The 20,318-nt window shown below is 60.2% G+C and carries 16 protein-coding genes and 1 tRNA gene; 11 read left to right on the top strand and 6 right to left on the bottom strand.

Features of this window, described 5'->3' with window-relative positions; translation table 11 throughout:
• Window positions 1-17: 17 nt before the first annotated feature.
• From LPB73_RS18935 to LPB73_RS18920, 4 genes are all read left to right on the top strand, one after another.
• Complete coding sequence (locus tag LPB73_RS18935) at window positions 18-692, top strand: urease accessory protein UreE (RefSeq protein ID WP_231077858.1); 675 nt, start codon at window positions 18-20, stop codon at window positions 690-692.
• Entirely contained in the window at window positions 673-1,419 is a 747-nt protein-coding gene (locus LPB73_RS18930) for an urease accessory protein UreF (protein WP_231081188.1), read from the top strand. Before LPB73_RS18935 ends, LPB73_RS18930 begins: the two co-directional genes overlap by 20 nt.
• A gap of 192 nt (window positions 1,420-1,611) precedes the next feature.
• The gene (ureG, locus tag LPB73_RS18925) at window positions 1,612-2,241 is read left to right on the top strand and encodes an urease accessory protein UreG (protein ID WP_231077857.1); all 630 of its coding nucleotides are present in this window, start codon (window positions 1,612-1,614) and stop codon (window positions 2,239-2,241) included.
• A 258-nt stretch (window positions 2,242-2,499) separates the two neighbouring features.
• Complete coding sequence (locus LPB73_RS18920) at window positions 2,500-4,149, top strand: CHASE domain-containing protein (protein ID WP_184514037.1); 1,650 nt, start codon at window positions 2,500-2,502, stop codon at window positions 4,147-4,149.
• Window positions 4,150-4,213: 64 nt separating this feature from the next.
• On the opposite strand, the gene rpoH is transcribed toward LPB73_RS18920, so the two are convergent.
• Window positions 4,214-5,113 (bottom strand): RNA polymerase sigma factor RpoH, encoded by a 900-nt coding sequence (gene rpoH, locus LPB73_RS18915; protein ID WP_089261507.1) that lies wholly within the window; start codon window positions 5,111-5,113, stop codon window positions 4,214-4,216.
• A 213-nt stretch (window positions 5,114-5,326) separates the two neighbouring features.
• Window positions 5,327-6,337, bottom strand: coding sequence for an RluA family pseudouridine synthase (locus LPB73_RS18910; protein ID WP_231077856.1), 1,011 nt, complete (start codon window positions 6,335-6,337; stop codon window positions 5,327-5,329).
• 68 nt (window positions 6,338-6,405) lie between these two features.
• Here LPB73_RS18910 and LPB73_RS18905 point away from each other — a divergent pair, with 68 nt between their 5' ends.
• From LPB73_RS18905 to LPB73_RS18890, 4 genes are all read left to right on the top strand, one after another.
• The gene (locus LPB73_RS18905) at window positions 6,406-6,747 is read left to right on the top strand and encodes a hypothetical protein (RefSeq protein WP_093759212.1); all 342 of its coding nucleotides are present in this window, start codon (window positions 6,406-6,408) and stop codon (window positions 6,745-6,747) included.
• Between the two features lie 113 nt (window positions 6,748-6,860).
• Window positions 6,861-6,935 (top strand) — tRNA-Glu (locus tag LPB73_RS18900).
• Between the two features lie 1,125 nt (window positions 6,936-8,060).
• The gene (locus tag LPB73_RS18895; protein ID WP_175366961.1) at window positions 8,061-8,801 is read left to right on the top strand and encodes a Crp/Fnr family transcriptional regulator; all 741 of its coding nucleotides are present in this window, start codon (window positions 8,061-8,063) and stop codon (window positions 8,799-8,801) included.
• Between the two features lie 10 nt (window positions 8,802-8,811).
• Window positions 8,812-9,003, top strand: a complete 192-nt coding sequence (locus LPB73_RS18890) for a hypothetical protein (protein ID WP_175366960.1) — start codon at window positions 8,812-8,814, stop codon at window positions 9,001-9,003.
• Between the two features lie 109 nt (window positions 9,004-9,112).
• On the opposite strand, the gene LPB73_RS18885 is transcribed toward LPB73_RS18890, so the two are convergent.
• On the bottom strand, window positions 9,113-9,385 hold the full coding sequence (locus tag LPB73_RS18885) for a hypothetical protein (protein WP_147421613.1): 273 nt from the start codon (window positions 9,383-9,385) through the stop codon (window positions 9,113-9,115).
• A 251-nt stretch (window positions 9,386-9,636) separates the two neighbouring features.
• Here LPB73_RS18885 and LPB73_RS18880 point away from each other — a divergent pair, with 251 nt between their 5' ends.
• The 3 genes from LPB73_RS18880 to LPB73_RS18870 are packed head-to-tail and all read left to right on the top strand — an operon-like array spanning window position 9,637 to window position 14,831.
• On the top strand, window positions 9,637-11,178 hold the full coding sequence (locus tag LPB73_RS18880) for a cytochrome P450 (RefSeq protein ID WP_231077855.1): 1,542 nt from the start codon (window positions 9,637-9,639) through the stop codon (window positions 11,176-11,178).
• Entirely contained in the window at window positions 11,175-13,241 is a 2,067-nt protein-coding gene (locus tag LPB73_RS18875) for a hypothetical protein (RefSeq protein ID WP_231077854.1), read from the top strand. The genes LPB73_RS18880 and LPB73_RS18875 overlap by 4 nt, the downstream gene beginning before the upstream one ends.
• 6 nt (window positions 13,242-13,247) lie before the next feature.
• Entirely contained in the window at window positions 13,248-14,831 is a 1,584-nt protein-coding gene (locus tag LPB73_RS18870; protein ID WP_231077853.1) for a Dyp-type peroxidase, read from the top strand.
• Between the two features lie 20 nt (window positions 14,832-14,851).
• On the opposite strand, the gene LPB73_RS18865 is transcribed toward LPB73_RS18870, so the two are convergent.
• From LPB73_RS18865 to LPB73_RS18855, 3 genes are all read right to left on the bottom strand, one after another.
• Window positions 14,852-18,046, bottom strand: a complete 3,195-nt coding sequence (locus LPB73_RS18865; protein WP_231077852.1) for an ATP-binding protein — start codon at window positions 18,044-18,046, stop codon at window positions 14,852-14,854.
• Window positions 18,047-18,293: 247 nt separating this feature from the next.
• On the bottom strand, window positions 18,294-19,325 hold the full coding sequence (locus tag LPB73_RS18860) for an ABC transporter ATP-binding protein (RefSeq protein ID WP_231077851.1): 1,032 nt from the start codon (window positions 19,323-19,325) through the stop codon (window positions 18,294-18,296).
• A complete protein-coding gene (locus LPB73_RS18855; RefSeq protein WP_231077850.1) occupies window positions 19,322-20,317 on the bottom strand; it encodes an ABC transporter ATP-binding protein in 996 nt (331 codons plus the stop codon). Before LPB73_RS18855 ends, LPB73_RS18860 begins: the two co-directional genes overlap by 4 nt.
• Window position 20,318 lies beyond the last annotated feature (1 nt).

The following is a 20,318-nucleotide window of genomic DNA, read 5'->3' as shown; positions in this document are numbered from 1 at the left end:
ACCAAACGAGAGATTCCATGATCCGCGCGACTGAGGTCAAAGGCCAATACAACTGGAAAGAGGCGGCGGTAGACACCGTCGTTCTCGACTTCGACGATCGTCATCGTCGCCGCATGGCGATGACGGGGACGCGCGGACTGGAATTCCTGCTCGATCTCGAAAACGCCGTCGCCCTGCGGGGCGGCGACGCTTTGGTGCTGGAAGACGGCCGCCTGATCGAGGTGGTCGCAGCGCCGGAGCCACTGATCGAGATCCGTGGTACCGATCCCGGCCATCTGGTGCGGCTCGCATGGCATCTCGGCAATCGCCATCTGCCGACGCAGATCATGGCCAAGGGCCTGCGCATCCGCAGCGATCATGTCATCGAGGAGATGGTGAAGGGTCTTGGCGCCAAGGTCATCGAGATCGAAGCACCGTTCGATCCCGAAGGCGGCGCCTATGCCGCTGCGCATGAGCCGGCAGGTCATGGACATCATGATCATGCTCATCACGATCATGGACACAGTCACGACGATCATGGGCACGACCACCATGGCCACAGGCATGACGCGCACGGTCATGCCGGTCATGGCCATGACCAGCATGTCCATGACGAGCATTGCGGTCACGATCACGACCATCACGATCATCATCATGATCACGACAGCAAGCACGACCACCATCGTCACTCCCATGCTCATGACCACAAATAGACCGGCGGACAATAGTTCGCTGAGCGACTCTCCCGCCTTGTCTGCCGACGAAGGCGCTGCGCTGTACCGGCTGATGACCTGGCTGTCGCCGGCTTTTCCTGTCGGCGCGTTTTCCTATTCCAGCGGTATCGAATGGGCGGTGGAAGCAGGCGACATCACCGATGCTGCCAGCCTGCAGGACTGGTTGTCGGCGATGCTGTCCGATGGCGCAGCGTTTTGCGATGGCGTGTTTCTCGCTCATGTGCACCGCGCAGCATCTGACGGCGACGACAAGGCATTGCGCGAGGTTGCCGAACTCGCCAGCGCCTTCGTGCCATCAAGGGAACGTCAGCTGGAGACCACCACGCAAGGCAAGGCCTTCATCGAGATCGCGCGCAACGCCTGGTCGCATGAGGCTATGGAGCGGCTGATCGCGATCTGCGACAGCCCGATCGTCTATCCCGTTGCCGTCGGACTTGTGAGCGCCGCCCATGGTGTACCGCTGTCGGCAACCATGCATGGTTTTTTCCACGCGGTGGTCTCGAACTGGATTTCCGCTGGCGCGCGGCTGGTGCCGCTCGGTCAGACCGACAGCCAGCGCGTACTTGCAGCGCTGGAGCCCGTCGTCGTGACCACAGGCCATCGCGCCATGGCGGCATCCCTCGACGACCTTGGCGGCGCGACATTCCGCTCTGACATCGCCAGCATGCGTCACGAGACGCAATATACGCGGCTGTTCAGGTCATGATGGCTCCAGCTCAAATCACACACCAGACCCCTCATGGTCGCCTGAACGCAATCGCGTTCAGGCTGGAGGAGCGAGCCGTTTGGCGCGCGTCTCGAACCATGAGTTGCTTGGCGCATCCTTCGAGACGCGGCGAAGCCGCCGCTCCTCAGGATGAGGGCCGTCGCTTCATCCTCAACCGAAAGCACCCCTGACATGTCCAGTTTTCACGGTCCGCTCCGCGTCGGCATTGGCGGTCCCGTCGGCTCCGGCAAGACCGCGCTGATGGATCTGTTGTGCAAGACCATGCGCGAGCGCTACGACATCGCGGCGATCACCAATGACATCTACACGAAGTGGGATGCCGAATATCTGGTGCGCTCGGGCTCGTTGACGGCGGATCGCATTGCTGGCGTCGAAACTGGCGGCTGTCCGCATACGGCGATCCGCGAGGACGCCTCGATGAACCTCGCCGCCGTTGCCGACATGCGCGTCAAGTTTCCCGATCTCGACATGGTGCTGATCGAGTCCGGCGGCGACAACCTCGCGGCGACCTTCTCGCCGGAACTGGCCGATATCACCATCTATGTCATCGACGTTGCGGCCGGCGACAAGATCCCCTCCAAGGGGGGGCCGGGTATCACGCGCTCCGACCTGCTGGTGATCAACAAGATCGATCTGGCGCCCTATGTCGGGGCTTCGCTGGAAAAGATGGATGTGGATGCCAGGCGGATGCGCGGTACCCGGCCGTTTGTGATGACGAATATGAAGACCCAGGACGGTCTGGACCGGATTATCTCATTCATTGAGAGCAAGGGTGGCCTCAAGGCCAAGGCAGTCGCCTGAGACTTGTGAATAAGGCCTCTGCCGTAGTTCTCACGAGCGGGCTTCAACTTGAGGCGTTCATATTGGGTTGGCTATAACGACGGGCTGGTCGATGCCCGTCGGCCAATGTGTCGTGTGATATTGCGTTAAGCCTGTTTTTCAAGATTTGTCCGGTCCGGAAATAATTTCCATCGGGCTGGAACCAAATTGTTCCGGCATGATTGGCATACTCCTGAGCCGCTGACCCGGCAGCAACGTCCTAATTTCCCGAGTATCCGTGTGGTCCGGCTTGGTTTCATCATCGCATTACTGGCACTGGTCGGAGCTCTGCTCTCCGGCCTTGCGGCCTATCGCGTGCATGACCAGGAGCTGGCGATCGAGAATATCGCGCTGGGCCGGGCCGTGGATATCCATGCCAGCCTGGTGCAGGAGCGTTTGACCGAGCGCGAATTGCTGGCGCGCGTCGCAGCCGGGCTGTTTCGTGCGCCGACGGTCATGAAGGCCAATATGCTGCAGCCGCTGCGGGCCTCGATCTACGCCTTCAAGACCGATTTCGCGATTGCCGCCTGGATCGCTCGCCTGCAGCCGAACGAATTCGCGGCCGCCAGCGCGGAGCTGGCCAGTGCCGGCTACCGCAATCCTACGATCCGCAGCTACAACGACGATCGCCTCGATGCCAAGGCGCTTGGGCAGCCGCTCGACGTGCTGATGGATGTGGAGCCGCGCAACTCCGTCACCGAAGGCTTTGCCGGTCGCGCCCTGAATTTCTCTCCCGTCACAGGGCCAACGCTGGTGCGCGCCGTGAACGAGGGCAAGCCGGTCGCCTCCAGCCCCACGCCGCTACAGCAGCCCGATGGACCACTGGGATTGGTACTGGTGACGCCAGTTGTGCCCGAAGGCGATCCCGCGCCGGCCGGCTTCGTGTCGTTCTCCTATGAACTTGGACCGTTGATGCTGGCCAATGACGAGATGTCATTGTTCTCGGTGGCGTTGAAAGATCCGCGCGTCGCTGATGGCGAAATCGTCGCCGACGACGATGGCAGGGTAACGGCGCGCCCGCTGGTGGCGAATGGTCCTGCGCTGGCAGTCCTGCGCACGGTTTCGTTCGGCGGGCGTGACTGGTCGCTGGGCTATTATCCGAAGGTCAATACCGAGCTGCGCGCGCAGCGCACCGCGATCATTGTCGGCGGGTTCGGCCTCGCGCTGACGGCCATTGTTTGCGGGCTGTTTGGCTATGTCTCCTACGCCAATCTGCGGCTGCGGCGCGAGGTGGAGATCCGCATCGGCTTCGAACGTCGCCTGACCGCCGTCATCGACGAGCTCAATCATCGCGTGAAGAACATCCTGGCGGTGATCCAGTCCATCGTGACACGCACGCTGCGCCACGGCTCCGATGTGGACAACGCGCGCGATCTCCTGATCGGCCGTATTCACGCAATGTCGAATGTTGTGTCGCTGCTGAGCGAGAGCCAGTGGCAGGGCGTGCAGCTTAAGGGCCTGTTCGAGGCGCGAGCGATCCCGCATGCCGACCGTATCGCACTGGAAGGTCCGGATATCATTGTCAGCGCGCGCGCCGCGCAGAGCCTGTCGCTGCTGTTCTTTGAACTGGCCTCGCATTCCGACGAGGGCCTGTCGCTGGTGGGCAAGCATCCGCATATCGTTGCGCATTGGGAGATCACGGGCAGTGAGCCGGATGGGCTGTTCAACTTCCGCTGGGAAGAGTTCAACACCAGCGAAGCAACGCGGCGGCCGGACAGCGATTTCGGTCTGGTGCTGCTCGATCGCGTGGCGCCGGAAGCGCTGGGTGGTACGGCGAAGCGCTACTTCACCGACGTGTCCTACGTCTATGAACTGACGGCACCCGTCGAAACGGTAATCGACATGACCGAGCGCGACCGGACAGAAGCGCTGGCGAAGCCGATCAGATAATCGACCCCAACAAAAAAGCCGGCGTTTCCGCCGGCTTTCGTATTCGTTGTATCCGCTGCGCCTGTTAGTGCGCAGCTTCCAGAGCGGCAGCTTCCGCCTTGGCGATGGTGCCCTTGACCGCGGTCTGCACCTTTTCAAAGGCGCGGACTTCGATCTGACGGACACGCTCGCGCGAGACGCCGAACTCCGAGGCGAGATCTTCCAGCGTCATCGGTTCATCGGCGAGGCGACGGGCCTCGAAGATGCGCCGTTCGCGCGGGTTGAGGACACCGATGGCGCCGTTCAGCGCCTGACGGCGATGATCGAACTCCTCGTGTTCCGCCATGATGGTTTCCTGATTGGGCGAGTTATCGACCAACCAGTCCTGCCATTCGCCGGCTTCGCCGTCGTCACGGATCGGTGCGTTGAGCGACGCGTCGCCACCGAGGCGGCGGTTCATGTCGATCACGTCCTGTTCCGTCACGCCGAGACGCGTGGCGATCAGCTTCACCTGGTCGGGGCGAAGATCGCCTTCGTCCAGGGCGGAAATCTTGCTCTTCGCCTTACGCAGGTTGAAGAACAGCTTTTTCTGGTTCGCGGTGGTGCCCATCTTCACGAGCGACCACGAACGCAGGATGTACTCTTGAATCGAGGCCTTGATCCACCACATGGCGTAGGTGGCCAGGCGGAAGCCTTTCTCCGGCTCGAAGCGTTTCACAGCCTGCATCAGACCGACGTTGCCTTCCGAGACAACTTCGGAGATCGGCAGACCGTAGCCGCGATAGCCCATGGCGATCTTGGCGACGAGTCGCAGATGGCTGGTCACAAGGTGATGTGCCGCGTCGCGATCGTCGTGCTCGCGCCAACGCTTGGCAAACATATATTCCTGCTGAGGTTCCAACATCGGAAACTTGCGGATCTCGGCGAGGTAATGCGAGAGGCCGGATTCTCCATTGAGAACCGGAAGGGTAGCTGTACGGGCCATTATGATGCCCTCCAGTGGTTCAGACCCCCGATAGCGGCGGGCCAGGCAGCGAGCGCTTTGTTAAAGCCGCCCTGGCTGCGATGTTCCGCGTCTCATTTGACGCAGGTGCAACATACACCCTACTACAAGCGTATTGAAAGTGAATTCCCTGTCACGTTCCCGTGGGGCCAATATAAGCGTTTGGAAAGGCTTACTTTTTTATATGCATCTGCGTCATTCTGGCACGGCCATATGGGCCCGTAAAACCGCCAGATCGTGAGGAAGCTCGCTGGTCCACTCCAGAATCTCGCCCGTGCGAGGGTGCTCCAGCGCCAGCAAATAGGCGTGAAGCGCCTGCCGGTCGAGCGCTTCCAGCGCCGCGCGGCTCTTCACGCCCAGCGACGACGCCTTGGTCTTGAAATGCGAGCCATAGACCGAATCCCCCATCAGCGGATGCTGGATATGCGCCAGATGCACGCGGATCTGGTGCGTCCGCCCGGTCTCGAGCTGGCAGGCCAAGAGGGTCGCGATCGGCTTGCCGTGGCGATCCGGGAATTCCTGCAGCACTTCCCAATGGGTGACGGCATCGCGGCCACCTTCGCGGACCGCCATTTTTTCGCGGGCATAGGGGTGCCGGTCGATCGGCGCTTCCACCGTGCCGCGCGGCCGGTTTGGGATACCCCAGGCAAAGGCCATATAGCCGCGCCGCATCTCGTTGGTGCGGCCATGATCGGCGAATTGTGTGGTGAGCGACGCATGCGCGGCGTCGTTCTTGGCGACCACCATCAATCCGGTGGTGTCCTTGTCCAGCCGGTGCACGATGCCCGGCCGCTTGACGCCGCCGATCCCCGACAAAGACGCGCCGCAATGGGCGATCAGCGCATTCACCAGCGTGCCGGTTTCATGGCCGGCGGCGGGATGCACGACAAGGCCCTTGGGCTTGTTGATGACGATGATGTCCTCGTCCTCGAACACGATATCGAGGGCGATATCCTCGCCTTCGGGCTCCGGCGCGATGGCGGGCGGCACGTCGATTGTGATCGTATCGCCGGCAGCGACATGATAAGCGGGGTCGCGCACGGGGGTGGGGTCTTGCGAAGACCGGGTGATCGTCACCTGGCCGGCGAGGATCAGCGCCTTCAGCCGCGACCGCGACAAAGCCGGGCTGCGCACGGCGAGCACGCGATCGAGCCGGGTCGAGCCTTCGTCGCCCTGCACCGTGACATCCAGCCGTTGATCGTTCATTCCGTAAAGCCTTACCTGGACAGAAGCGTGTTGCTTCGAGAGCCGTGAATTAAGAGACGAGTGTTTGCATGACCCAGCCCGCCGCCGATAGCGCGCCCGAACCGACCCTTGAACAGGCCGCCATGATCGCGCGCGTCCGCCGCATGATGCTGATCGCGGGCCTGACCACCGCCTTGGGCGTCGGCGCGCTGCTCGTCGTGATCGGCTACCGCCTTTTCCGCACGGATGGAAGCACTGTCACGTCCACGACGACCGCGACCCTGCCAAAAGGCGCCAAAATCCTCTCCACGGGGGTAGCCGGCGACCGGATCGTGCTGACGCTGGACGTCGGCGGCAGCACCGAAATCCGCACTTTCGATGCCAAGAGCCTGAAACCCGCCGGAACGTTGAAATTCGCCAGCGAGCCCTGAGGTTCGCCAAAACGAACCCAAGGGTTCGCCTGCGAACCATAACCATATAAGTGGGCGAGGGGGCGGCAGCATCTTGCAGCCACCGCCATTCCCGGCTATCCCCTCCCGCGCACGCTCCGTTCGTCTAACGGTTAGGACATGGCCCTCTCAAGGCTAAAATAAGGGTTCGATTCCCTTACGGAGCGCCAATGATTTCAATCGCTTACGTGCCTATCATAAATTCTGTCGAATATTCGCCAAATAAGCGTGGTGACGCTTGGGCGGACGTCGGCGATCGGATCTATGCTCCTGTCGCGTTGGTAGCCGCGAACGCATAGAGTCTGCGTGCCGAATTCACACGTTGTGGGTCAGGCCTTCCGGATAACTTCATTCAGGAGTCGTGCATCGCTCGGCATCCTCGCGCCAAAGCGCCACCGCTGGCTCTCCGCCGGTGCTCCTCGACAACGCCCCACTTTTCAACATGCGGTGTTTCAGCGACATCGTGATCGGGTCGGCATCCCGTTTCCAACGTCGCATCATGTTAGGCGCTACAGTCCTTGACAGCGAGCGCCAAGTTCAAAGAAACCGGAGTGCTTCAGCTATTCATATTTTGCGCGTGTATAGCGCGGGCTTGGCAACGGAAGGCGGCTTCTTAAACGGCTGCATCTTTAGTTTTCCAGCCCCAGATTCGCCGGATACTCGAAGGCGAAGAACTACTGCCGCCCGCCATTGCGGGCACCATCAAGAAAGCAGTCGATAACGATAAGAAGCCCTTACAGGCGACCATCATCGTCGGCCTGCTCCAAGCCCTCCAGGGCGACGACAAGTGGGGCAAGCTTCTGTGGGAGTGGGGATACGGCAAGGTGCCGGACAACGTGGTGGTCGGCGGAGATTCCGAGAAGCAAGTCGAGCATACATTTACACTGAGGCTCTACAACAGCCAGCTACGCCCGGCCTAAGTTCTAGATATCTGGCGTGAGAGCTGCTTTCTGTTGGTCAACTGCATAAGAAACTGCATTTTTCTATCCAATCATTGGGCGTGCAGCCGGCTGTATAAGAAAGAAACAAGAAGATATCCGAAGCGCGAACTGTATAAGAAATACGCATTTCTTATACAGTCCGCCGGCTGACTTCGAATGGCAGCTTCCGGGCGCAAAGAAATCATTGGTGTCAGTGCAAAACTCCTCGTCGTTTTCTGCCATTGTTCGCGATAAAACCCTGCGTCACTTCTTAAAGTCTTCATGGCAGGCTATGACTCTTGAGAGGGGGCTTCGTCACACTACCGATGTGTCTAGCCTTGTTTTGAATATTTCTGGCATGGAGCAGCACTTGTGATGGCGCGAGGCGTTTCTCAGATCAATCCCCGATTGTCGATACTACGCAGTCATCCATTTTTCATTGATCTCGACGCCAAGGCATTAGATCAACTATGCCAGTATGCGAGCTTCCGAAAGTTCAAACGCGGGGCGACCGTCTTTGTGAGAGGAGATCCCGGCAATAGTCTCTTCGTCGTGGTGAGCGGCGCTGTCAAGATGAGCGTCGCCTCATCTGAGGGACGCAGCGCTATCCTTAATCTTGTGACGAAAGGTGAGATATTCGGGGAGATCGCCTTGCTCGATGGGCTTTCGCGAACGGCCGATGCGATCGCTCACACCAATTGCGAGCTTATTGTGATCGATCGGCGCGACTTCTTTCCATTTATCGAATCCCAACCGGCGCTGGCCGTGAAGTTCATTCACTTGCTTTGCGCCCGTCTGCGTTGGACAAGTGAGCAAGTCGAGCATGTCATTTTACAGGATCTACCTGCGCGGCTGGCGAACCTGCTGATCGGCTTGGCCGCGAAACACGAGCCTGCTGACGTCGGTCGTCCGTTTCTCGTGACTCAACAAGAGATCGGCGAGATGGTCGGAGTGACCAGAGAAAGCATCAACAAGCAACTTCGTGCCTGGTCCTTGAAAGGGTGGATCCGTCTTGAGCCGGGCAGTATCGCCGTCCTTAAGCCGAAGGCGCTAGCGGCTGTTGCCGAAGCCGAGCCCGCGACCCTCGATGAGCCGGGGAGCCCGCTCAAGGTGTGATGTGGTTCACATGACTTCGCTGGTGCTTGGTCCATTAGTGGCCGGGTATCAGGAGGTATTCGGCATGGCATCCGTCGACGAATTGGAGCAAACCTATCGCCGCATTTACCGACGCCTCACGCTCGGGGTGTTTATCCTCTACGGCATCGTTGTAGTGTTGGCTGTCACGGTGCTGCTCGGCAACCCGATAAAAAGCTTCTAGACGCCGGACAGGTGGGAGCCCCCATCCCGAAGGGCGGCTCGTCTGCGTGTGGCGACAGTGAGCTCGCTAACGCGAAGGGTTGGTTCCCCCTAAAGGTGAGGCGCGCCCGCTATGGGCTCGATAGATCCGAGAAATCGTATGGGATGACGTTCACGCAGCGGACGGGCTGATTCAGCACGTGTTCGGCGGCCAGGGCAAAATCATCCGTGTGAACCGCTTCGATCTCCGCTGCGCAGGCTTCATTGGAGACAAAGACGTAGAGGACGTCCTCATCCATTCCTCCGACTTTCATACCCAGGCACAAGCGGTCGTAAACACGCGGCCCCAGCAGACTGTTGAGCATGGCTTCGATGGCAAGTTGTTGTGTTGTCGTTGGTCGCATTTGGCCTCCATAAGGCTACTATGCGAATGAATGGACGGCTGTCTGTGATCTAGTTCACTGACGCGGGGAAATGCGGCAGCTAACGTGTCGGCCATGATGGCGCTGGCCAGCGGCTGGTTGTTGCGGCTTGCAAATCTGACAACAATCCTAGTTTTGGCGAGCTATCTTCGATGGAATATAGATAGTTCTACAACTACAAACGCTCTTGTTCTAATGCTGAGCACTCCAACCCGAGCCGAATAGGCGCACCGATGCATGGGATTCGCGAGACCAAGGATCTGGTGCTGCCGGCAGACGGCCAGGATCAACATTCATTGAAACTATTCCGGGATCAGGTGGTCGGCGACGATACGCCGGATCAGTCGGCAACCGGCACATCCGGCTCGAAGCTGACTGATCCCAATGGACTCGATCCAGGCGGCGCCAGCGCTGTGGATCGCTTCGGACGACGCCTGCGTATGTGGGGCGAGCTCGTCAAATATCGGCTGTCCTGCCACGTGCTCTCCCATCTTCGGTTGTTCAAGGCGGTCTTCGCGGTGCTGCGCGTCGTGCGGCCCATCGCGATCGTCGGCAACGTCCTTGTGGCGACAAAGGCCAGCGATGTACGCGAGGTGCTCGAACGCTTCGACGACTTTGAACTGGGCGACACCATCGAGCCCGGAATGCCCTGGGGACCGTTTCTGATGACGGTCGATGGGCGAGAGCAGCATGCCCGCGAGAGGGAAATGCTGCAGAGCGTGGTCGAGAAGACTGATGCCCGGCTCATCCGGACGATCGCTTCCGAAAATTGCCAGTCCTGCATCGAGGCATTGAAGGACTCGGGCCAGATCGACGTTGTCGCCGATCTGGCGGAGCCGGTGATGGTTGCCGTCCTGGCCGAATACTTTGGCGTCCCTCCACTGAATGGAGACCGGCAGCGGATGGCAGGCGTCATGCGGAATCTGGCCGGCATCATTATGGTCAACCCGCCAGTTGGTTCGCTTCCGTGGAGCCGGTCTCGCGCCGATATCGCAGATCTGACCTGTCAACTGACGCAGCAGCTTGGATCCGGCGGCCCCACAACTGCCGCTGCATCGCACCCATCCATTCCCGCTCACAGCCTGCTGGCACGATTGCAGCGCCGCCATGGTCAGTCGGGCAATCCTGCCTGGTTCGATGAAGAGTGGATTCGCTGCTATCTGACCGGGCTGGTCGCGACAGGTGGAGCCACTATCATCCGCGGTGTCACCCATGCCGTGGATCAACTGCTGGAGCAGACCGGGGCGCTGCCGCATGCCCAGGAGCTGTCCGCCGCACTCGAGCGTGCGATCCACCACGATCAGACATCGATCACTGCTGATGCGCCGAATGGCCAGCTCGCAGCGGCGCGGGAGGCGTTACGTGGCTGCATCTATGAAGCCATGCGGTTTCGTCCGATGCTGCCTTTGCTGGTGCGAACATGCCCGCGTGATACGATCATCGCCAACGGCACCCCGCGGGCCCGGCGGGTGCCTGCCGGGACGCTTGTCTTGGCACCGCCGCTGGCGGCCATGTTCGATTCCGAAGCATTTCCAGACCCGCTCACATTTCGCGATCGTCCCATCGAGAGTTACTTTCATTTCGGTTTCGGGCCGCGCCACTGTTTCGGCAAATACATTGCTGACGTGGTCATGCTGGAGATCGTCCGCGCGCTGATGCGCCTGCCGGGTCTGGCGCGCGCGCCCGGACAGGGCGGTCAGGTCGGCTATGACGGGCCAGCACCTTGCTCGCTGCGCGTGACGTTCAATGCGAATGGATCGGAGCCCGTCCATTGAATCCGAATTTCACAACGATCATCACGCCGATCGAACCGTCCAAAGTTGAATGGTGCAGGGGCTATCTTCGCGACAATGCCGACCCGCAGTTTGGCGGTGAGGCAGCGTTTCTTGAGTGCCGCCCATTGTTTCCATTCGACAAGATTGCAGGTCTGCATTTTTGTAGTTTTGTCATCCTGGACGCTGCCGACGGGGGCGGGCCTTGTCTCGTATTCGAGGCAACGTTCGATGGCCCGAGAGCGGGTTTTCTGGATGAGCTGTTAAAGTATGCACCAATTGGTTTCGACGAGGTCTACCGCCGGTGTGTCGGCTATCCCTTGTCAGGAACAACGACCCCAAATCTGGTCCGGGAGTATTGGGAGCGCCATGACGTCGGTGCGAATACGTTCTTTAGTGGCAGTCCCGGCCGCACGGTGGTGCAGGTCAAAGGCGAGAACAGCGTTCGGAAGGGAATCGTGTCGTTTCTTTCGGCGCGATTTCTCGTTGATGCGATCTTGCCCGGTCGCCCGGCGGGGTTGCTCGATCTCGTGACACGAGAGTGCATTCGCGGCAGTGCCGACAATCGCTGGGCAGAGCAGCCGGCGCAATTGCCATGGCAGATGACGCTTCGAACCCAGATCGCCGTTGCGGCTGGTATCGTCGTTGCACTGCTGGCATGCGCTCTGGGCGCACTCGTGTGCTGGGCTTTGGGCTATCGACCATCAGCGCTCTACGCGGTGTTGCCGCTATGGCTTGAGACGGTCGGTCACGCAACGCAGCATCTCGATACAAAGGTATCGGCATTGCCGTGGGTCTCACAGCTCACCGAAGTCATACAGCCGGCAACGCTGACCGGCTTGATGCTATTGAGCGTGATGTGGCTGGTGGTCCGGGCGGCAGAACTTCTTCTCCGAAGTGCGAGCAAAAATACCCGCGACCAGCATCTGTTCTGGCGCTTTCCGCTGCAATTGGCGGTCGTTACACGATACGCGCTGCTCGGTGTGCTCATCGGTGTTGTCACGCTCGCGGTCATCTCCGGCGTTGACAGATCACCGACATGGGCCGGGATATTGGTGGATGGTCCGGGTGGGATCCTGATGTCGCTGGGTGCGGTGCTGGTGGTCATGTTCCAGCTTGTCTGTATTGGGGGGCTGTTGCTCGTCGGCCGGTATTGCACGACATCGCTGCAGTTGATGGTCGAGCTTCAGCCTCTCAGCAAGACGCGCGAGAATCTGCGGCGTATGGCATTGGATGTCATCCAGTTCGCCATGTTCCTTCTGGTCTCGGTCGGCGTCCTGCTCGTTGCAGCGCTGCTGCCGGAAACGGTCATCAGCAACGTGGCTGGAATGGCCAGATCGCTCACTTACGGCTGGCTTCTGATGGTTCTGTTGGGATGGAGCGGCGTGATGGCCGGCTATCTCGTCGGACTGCTGGCTCTGTGCGTGGTTGGGGCACTCGAGTATCGCGACAGGACGACGTTTGAACATCCCGCAGGTCTTTTGATCCGGGCTCGCGACAACGCGCGCAAATATGCGCGCGAGGAAGCCGGAATTAACCGGTACCAGAATCATCTGGCCAGCATCACCTGTGTAAAGCCGGGTGTCCTTCGATACTGGATCCTTCGACTGGTCCTGTTCGCCGTCAATGTTCTCGCGAAATTCTGGTTCAACAAGGGTGAGCTTGGCGGCATCCCAACCATCCTCTCGGCGCGCTGGGTGCTGATCGATGGTGGCCGGCGTCTGCTATTTCTCGACAATTTCGGCGGTGCCTGGGAGAGCTACCTCAACGAGTTCATCGATCTGGCCGCCGTGAAGGGGCTGAATGCGATCTGGACCAATACGTTCGTGAACGCGGCAGGGAAACGCTACGGTTTTCCGCCCACGCGTTTTCTGTTCTGGCAAGGCGCGCAGGATGCGAGGCCGTTCAAGGCCTATGTGCGGCAGAGCCAAGTGGAAACCATCGTCTGGTACGGCGCCTATCCTATGCTCGGTGTTGTCGGCATCAATGCGAACACCGATACCAGACAAGATCTGTTCGCTCCGTTGAGTTCGCCGGCTATCGATCGATTCCTCCAACGTCTTTGAAAAACCATGAACACGGAAAAAATCGAATGGCATGATGTGCAGGGGCTGCTGTTAAGCGGCTATCCGCAATTGCCGTACTCCGCCTATGTGGCCTGGCACTTTCTTCCAGGCCAGCGGGATGCTGCCAAGCGCTGGCTGCGCGATCTGGCCGAGCGATTGATGCGCGCGGACAGGATTGAGGGGGAAGATGACGGCGCGACGGATCTGCAGTTACCGCCGACGAACATCCGGGCACTTAAGGCCATGCGTGTTGGCGATCGGACGGCGATCAATCTGGCCATCACTGCCAGCGGCCTCCAGGAGCTAGATCTCGACGAGCATCAGCTGTCGGACTTCTCCGTGGAATTTCTCGAAGGCATGGCGCCGAAGCCGACGTCTGGCAGACGGATGCCCCGACGCTCCGGCCTTCTCGGCGACGCGGGAGAAAGCTCACCGTGCCGATGGGAGTGGGGTGGATGGGGCCCGTCCGCCGAGGTGCACGGCATGCTGTTGCTTTATGCATCCGAAGAACATGTGTTGCAGGCCCTAGTCCAGGCGGAGCAGCGCGCGATGAACGGCGTTGCTGACGTTGTTGTGACTGGTGACCAAGGCAACGGCCGGCCCGTCATCGTCCATGGCCGCCTCTATGACGATGCCAAGGAGCATTTCGGCTTCGTCGACGGCATCTCGCAGCCGATCATCGAGGGGTCGCCCCTGGCTATCCGAAGCGAGGAAAACGCCAAGAACGAGAAAAAAGCCAAGTCTTGTCACACCCCCGCGGACAGTGGCGAAAGAGACAAGGTCCTGAGCGCAAAAGACCGCCGCATCTCCCTGGTCAAGCCAGGCGAATTTGTGCTCGGCTATCGCAATGAACGTCGGGAGCGCATCAGCAGCCAATCCGTGAAGCCCGGCTCCAATCTGCGCGATCTGCTGCGTAACGGAACCTACCTGGTGTTCCGGCAACTGGAGCAGGACGTGGACGCCTTCGAGAAATTTGTTGCCAGCATCGCTACCCGAATGCATGGCAAAGCCGATGTCGAGGCGACAGAGGAGGTTGCGGCACGGCTGATCGGTCGGTACCGCAACGGTGCGCCGCTGGTGCGTGCCGGCGCCGATTCACCGTCGGCACCCGAACGCAATGATTTTCTTTACGCCTACGAAGACGAGTCAGGGATGGCCTGTCCGATTGGCGCGCATATTCGCCGTGCCAATCCGCGCGATGCCATTGGCTCCGACCCGGATGTCGCACTGAAGCTGTCCAAGATGCATCGCATTATCAGGCGCGGCCGGCCGTATGGAGCCAGGCGCGGCGAGCAGGACGAGACAACCGGCAAGGGTTCTCGGCGCGGGACGGCGTTCATCGCGTTGAACGCCGATATCGCTGGCCAGTTCGAGATGATCCAGCATTCGTGGCTGAACAATCCTCAGTTCGGAGGACTGCCCGTCGGGACCGATCCGATTAGCCATGTTGCCCATGACGGAGATGAACTCGTCATTCAGCAGAGACCGTTCAATCTCCATATCGAAAAATCTCGCCCCTTTGTCACGGTGCGCGGTGGGGCGTACTTTTTCCTGCCGGGTATCAATGCCATCCGCGCCCTGGCCGATTGAGCTCGCAGCCAGGGTCTGATTCAGGCAACCAAGGTGGCAAGCGCATCGTTGCAGAGCGTCGTGTAAGGCTGCATGGAGCACCGTTCGGCGAGACCGAGCGCTTCGCGATAGTATCGTTCTGCGGTGGTCGTGTTGCTCGTATCGAGAATATGGGCAATGTCGCCCAGAAGCTTCTTGGCGTAGACTTGCTGTGGCAATTCTCCGCGCTCTTCCGCCAGTGCTAGCGCTCTTTCAGCTACGGCTTTGGCCTCCTTGCTGCGGCCGGCGGCAAGGAAAGCACGACCTTGAGCGATGAACAGAAAGCGCCAGCCGAATGCGTGTTCAGCGAGCGGAATATCCAGCTTTTCAGGCACTGCGAGGATGTTGAGCGCGGCTTCGACATCGCCCAATGCGAGATAGGCTTCGCCCATCCGGGACGCGAAGACCGGGTACATCTGTTTCATCTCAAGATCGAGGCATGTCTGCCAGCTCTCATTCAGCAGCGCGAGCGCTTCGACAGGGCGCCCTTGCGCGATCCGGAGCCGACCAAAAACATGATTAATGTTGGCGCGGGAATACGAGTGGTTCGCCGCCGCCGCCAACAGCGTTGCCTCTTTTGCAAGAGCCTCTGCGCGAGAGAAGTCACCGAGATCAATCAGTGAATCGGCCATGAAAGTCCGAAGCATCACGCTGGGAAGCGCGGCCCATCCAGCGCGCTTCTCGTCGATCTCCGGTGTTTCGATCGCGAGACATTTTTCGTGATACGCAAGCGATTGCGTGAAGTCGCCGGTTTCATGGTGGATGATGCCCACATTGTGGAGAGCGGCAAAGGTTAGGACGGGTTGGCCGATCTTCTCTGCGATCGACCGTGCCGTTTGGGCAGCGGTCATGGCTTCGACGTGATAGCCAAGTCTCCAGAGTGCGACTGTCAACTGACAATTCACCGCCGCAATCCGCCATGGTTCCCGGGATTCTTCGGCCAGCCGGCGCGCCTCGCGCAAGACGTCGGCAATCCGTTGATGCATGCCGATTGGTTCGAGCGCCGTAATTACCGTCAGATGCAGATCTATTTCAGAGATGGTTTTCTTCGACGACGGCGGCCAATGCGCCAGCGTTTCGCGACCACGCTCGTAAATGGCGATCGCATCCTGATTGGCGCCACGCTTGATTGCTCGACGGCAGCTCCGCAACTGATACGGAACCGCCTTTTGCCATAGCTCAGCGAGAAACGCGTGGTCGGCAAGTCGGTCGATATGTTCGTCGAGACGGTCGGCGAATCGAAGCTCGATAATTTCGATCGCCTTGGCGTGGAGATAGCGACGGACGCTGAGTAGCATCATGCCGTAGGCCACTTCTCTCGTGAGCTCATGTTTGAACGAATATTCGACCGTGCCGGAGGTCGTGGCCTTTCTGAGAAAATCCCCCGACTCGAGCGCCAGAAGACGAGGAGCCAGTTCGTCGGGATCAGTTCCAACCATGCCGGACAGCAGGATCAATGAGATGTCTTTGCCGATCACGGCGGACATTTGCAAAAGCGATTTCGTCGCTTGATCGAGTAGGTCGATACGCGATGCCAGAACGGAATGAATGGTCTCGGGGATTTTGATATTAGACGATCCATCGCTGACTTTGTAGCGGCCCGGATCGCCGACTAGCACCTTCGTATCTTTGAGTGCCTGGGCCAGTTCCTCCACGAAGAGTGGATTGCCTTGCGCTTTCGCGAGGACACGTCGTCTGATGTAGCCCAGACTTCCGTCATCGCCCAACAGCGATACAAGCAGTTGATCACCGTCCGGTTCGCTGAGCGGCGCGATGTCCAGGCGTTCAACCGCTCGGCCGGACCAGATGCGTTCAGGGCGTTGCGTGACGACCACGAGGACCCGGGCGTTATCGAGCATCCCCATGATGCTGTTCAGAATGAGCTGGGTTTCGGCATCGACCCAGTGGATGTCCTCGATCAGGATGAGCAAGGGCGTCAACCGTTCCTGCGAGAAGACGAGCGTCTTCATGGCGTCGATGACCTTGTTGCGTCTTTCGGATGGCTCAAGCTTTTTCCAGTCTTCGTCCTCGCTGTTGAGATCCAGGAGCGAGAGGATGGCCGGAAGATGTGGGGGCAGATTTGGATCGAGGCGGGCAACACGGGTGCTGGTCCGGCTGGCAGCTGAGGCGGGGCTATCCTCGGCGCGTACGCCGAAGAGCTCACGTATCAACGTGCTGACGGGATAGTAGCTGGAGTTCGCGCGTTGAGAAGCGCAGGTCGTCTGCAGGACGAGCCATTCTTCTGGAACGCTGGCGATGAACTCATGGACCAGACGCGATTTGCCGATCCCGGCAGGGCCGACAATGGTCACCGCGCGTCCGTGTCCCGCAGCGGCGTTATCCAGCAGTTTCTTGAGGAAATCTAATTCTGTCCGACGTCCGATCAGCGGACTGAGGCCGCCGGATGAGCGAGCCTGCCAGCGGGTGCGCGGCCGCATCGACACCAGTTCATAGGTCTCCACCGGCTCGGCGACCCCTTTGGCTTGTTCGGGCCCGAGCTGCAATGCGCTGATGAAGCCCTTCGCGAGTTGGAAGGTGTCGGACGACAATTTGATCGAGCCAGGGGAGGCAAGCGCTTCCATTCGGGCGGCGAGGTGAACCGTTTTTCCAACGGCGTCATAGTTCATCGCCAGATTGTTGCCGATCGAATGAATGATGACCTGTCCGGAATTCAGGCCAATTCTGATACTGATCGAGCGTTGATGCAGACGATTGAATTCGATGATCGCATTTCTCGCAGCCAGTGCTGCACGGCAGGCCTGGACGGCGTGGTCTTCGCTCGCAATGGGGGCGCCGAAGAGCGCCATAATGCCGTCACCGCGCGTCTGATTGACCAACCCATCGTGCTCATGCACGGCGTCCATCAGCCGCTTGAGCACTGGGCCAATAACTTCCAGCGCTTCTTCTGGGTCCAACTGGTCGATGAGTTCGGTCGACCGCTGGATGTCGGCAAACAGGACGGTGACACGTTTGCGCTCGCCCAGCATGGATGTGCCGGACCGCATGATACGCTCAGCGAGTTCTGGCGGGATTTGCGATTGCAGGAATGAGAGTGCATGAACGCCAAGCGCAGTTGGAGCAGCCCTTGGCCGCCCGCAGCCACCGCAAAAGCGTGCATCCAATTGCATCGTGAACCCGCAATACGCGCATTGGTTCTCGGAATCGTCCAATAGGTTGTGCCCTTCTTTGGATGCCACCTTTCACCCTTTGCGGCGGAGCAAGCAATCTATCCAATTGCGCGATCATGGCAATGTCGGGAGCTATGTCTCAGGCCAGGGTGAGCGTGGTGTGATCTGGAAAGCATCGGCCAGTTGCGCCTAATACCAAATCGGACGGTTCGCGCGATCCGGATGGGGACAGCGCAATGGGCGCGTCATGCTGAAAGCGTCGACGAACATATGAGTGACAGCAATTGGCGCAAAGCGGACGCCCCACAGCGACGGCTCACAGGGATGCAAAATCCGGAGGGGCGATCTCGCCGGTCCGATGGCAGGCGATGAAGTGTTCCTCGGCCTCGACCTGAAGGATCGGCAATTCGTCACGGCACCGCTCCACCACGAACGGGCAGCGCTGCGCGAAGCGGCAGCCGGGCGGTGGATCCACCGGACTCGGTGGATCGCCCTTGACCAGATAGTCCTTCTTCAGCCGGTCGCGCAGCGGGCCGGGCGGTGCGGCGGCTGATATCAGCGACCAGCTATAGGGATGCAAGGGTGCCGAGAAGAACACCTGCGCCGGCGCCTGTTCGACGATGCGTCCGAGATACATCACCGCAATCTCGTCGCAGAAATGCTGGATCACGCCGAGATCGTGCGAGATGAAGATATAGGTCAGGCCGCGCTCGCGCTGTAGCTTCTTCAGCAGGTTCAGGATCTGCGCCTGGATGGCGACGTCGAGTGCCGACACCGCTTCGTCGCAGACGATCAGGTCGGGTTCTGGCGCCATCGCACGTGCAATGCACAGACGCTGGCGCTGGCCGCCGGAAAACTGATGCGGAAACAGATCAGCCGCCTGCGGCGGCAGGCCGACTTCCTCCAGAAGCTGTTTGACCCGGACCTCGCGCTCGCGTGGCGAGCCGATGCCGAGCAGGTCGAGCGGTTCGCGGATCAGATCGCCCGCGCGGCGCCGCGGATCCAGTGCCGAGAACGGATCCTGGAACACGATCTGGAATTTGCTGCGCGCCAGCCGCAGTTTCTCGCCGCGGAAGTCTGCGATGTTCTCGCCGCCGAACACGATCTGGCCGGAGGTCATCGGGATCAGCCGCATCACCGCCTGCGCAGTGGTCGATTTGCCGGAGCCGCTTTCGCCGACGATGCCGAAGGTGGTGCCGCGGCGGACGCGAAAACTCACGCCGTCGACCGCGTGGACCTTCGAGGGTGGACCGAACATGCCGCGGCGTCCGGCCGGGAAGTGCACCACGAGATCGTTGACGTCGAGCAGGACGTCTGCGGGCGCAGATATATTCAAGCCATCGCTCACGGTGTGATCTCCTGATGACGCCAGCACGATACGGCGGCACCGGCATCGATGCGATCGAACGGCGGCTGCGGCTGTGCGCGACAGATCGCGCCGGCAAAGGCACAGCGCGGCAGGAAAGCGCAGTCCGGCCCGCGTGCGCCGAGCGGCGGCACCATACCTGGGATTTCATCGAGCTCGGCCGAGGCATGGTTGCTCATGCGGCCGAGCTGCAGATGCGGCACGCAGGCCATCAGCCCGCGCGTATAGGGATGCCGCGCACGGGCGATGATCTCGTGTGCGGCGCCCTGTTCGATGCAGCGGCCGGCATAGAGCACGGCGACATCGTCGGCGAGTTCGGCGACGGCGCCGAGATCATGGGTGATCAGCACGATGGCCGTATCGGTGTCGTCCTGCAATTCGCTGAGCAGGTCGAAGATCTGCGCCTGCACGGTGACGTCGAGCGCGGTGGTCGGCTCGTCTGCGATCAGAAGCTTCGGCTTGCAGGCCAGCGCCATGGCGATCATCACACGTTGCCGCATGCCGCCGGACAATTGATGCGGATAGGCATCGACGCGTTTGTCAGCCGCGGGGATCTGCACCGCCTTGAGAAACTGTATCGCTTGCGCATGGGCATCGCGGCGGCTCAGTCCGCGGTGCTGACGCAGCACCTCGCCGATCTGGTCACCGACCGTGTAGAGCGGGTTGAGCGCCGTCATCGGCTCCTGGAAGATCATCGACATCTTGTCGCCGCGCAGGCTGGGCAACTCCTTGGGTGATGCCGATAAAACCTCGACGCCATCCAGCAGAATGCTGCCGGAGGTGACGCGAAAGTCTTCGGGCAATAGCTGCATTATCGCGAGCGCGGTCATGCTTTTGCCGCAGCCGGACTCGCCGACCAGCGCCATGGTCTTGCCTTGCGCGACGTCGAATGACAGATGCTCAAGCACCGGCACCATGCCCTTGGTGCCGTTCATCGAGACACTGAGATCCTTGACGGAGAGAACGGGGGGCATT

Source organism: Tardiphaga sp. 37S4 (assembly GCF_021044645.1).
Taxonomy (GTDB): domain Bacteria; phylum Pseudomonadota; class Alphaproteobacteria; order Rhizobiales; family Xanthobacteraceae; genus Tardiphaga; species Tardiphaga robiniae.
Note: the sequence above shows the minus strand (reverse complement) of the source record. Positions and strands in the feature narration are given on the sequence as shown.

Excerpts from the sequence above, each read along its gene's own strand:
- LPB73_RS18935 (WP_231077858.1), top strand. The coding sequence starts at position 18 with ATGATCCGCGCGACTGAGGTCAAAGGCCAATACAACTGGAAAGAGGCG.
- LPB73_RS18880 (WP_231077855.1), top strand. The coding sequence starts at position 9,637 with ATGCATGGGATTCGCGAGACCAAGGATCTGGTGCTGCCGGCAGACGGC.
- ureG (WP_231077857.1), top strand. The coding sequence starts at position 1,612 with ATGTCCAGTTTTCACGGTCCGCTCCGCGTCGGCATTGGCGGTCCCGTC.
- LPB73_RS18905 (WP_093759212.1), top strand. The coding sequence starts at position 6,406 with ATGACCCAGCCCGCCGCCGATAGCGCGCCCGAACCGACCCTTGAACAG.
- LPB73_RS18910 (WP_231077856.1), bottom strand. The coding sequence starts at position 6,337 with ATGAACGATCAACGGCTGGATGTCACGGTGCAGGGCGACGAAGGCTCG.
- LPB73_RS18855 (WP_231077850.1), bottom strand. The coding sequence starts at position 20,317 with ATGCCCCCCGTTCTCTCCGTCAAGGATCTCAGTGTCTCGATGAACGGC.
- LPB73_RS18890 (WP_175366960.1), top strand. The coding sequence starts at position 8,812 with ATGACTTCGCTGGTGCTTGGTCCATTAGTGGCCGGGTATCAGGAGGTA.
- LPB73_RS18930 (WP_231081188.1), top strand. The coding sequence starts at position 673 with ATGCTCATGACCACAAATAGACCGGCGGACAATAGTTCGCTGAGCGAC.
- LPB73_RS18895 (WP_175366961.1), top strand. The coding sequence starts at position 8,061 with ATGGCGCGAGGCGTTTCTCAGATCAATCCCCGATTGTCGATACTACGC.
- rpoH (WP_089261507.1), bottom strand. The coding sequence starts at position 5,113 with ATGGCCCGTACAGCTACCCTTCCGGTTCTCAATGGAGAATCCGGCCTC.
- LPB73_RS18870 (WP_231077853.1), top strand. The coding sequence starts at position 13,248 with ATGAACACGGAAAAAATCGAATGGCATGATGTGCAGGGGCTGCTGTTA.
- LPB73_RS18885 (WP_147421613.1), bottom strand. The coding sequence starts at position 9,385 with ATGCGACCAACGACAACACAACAACTTGCCATCGAAGCCATGCTCAAC.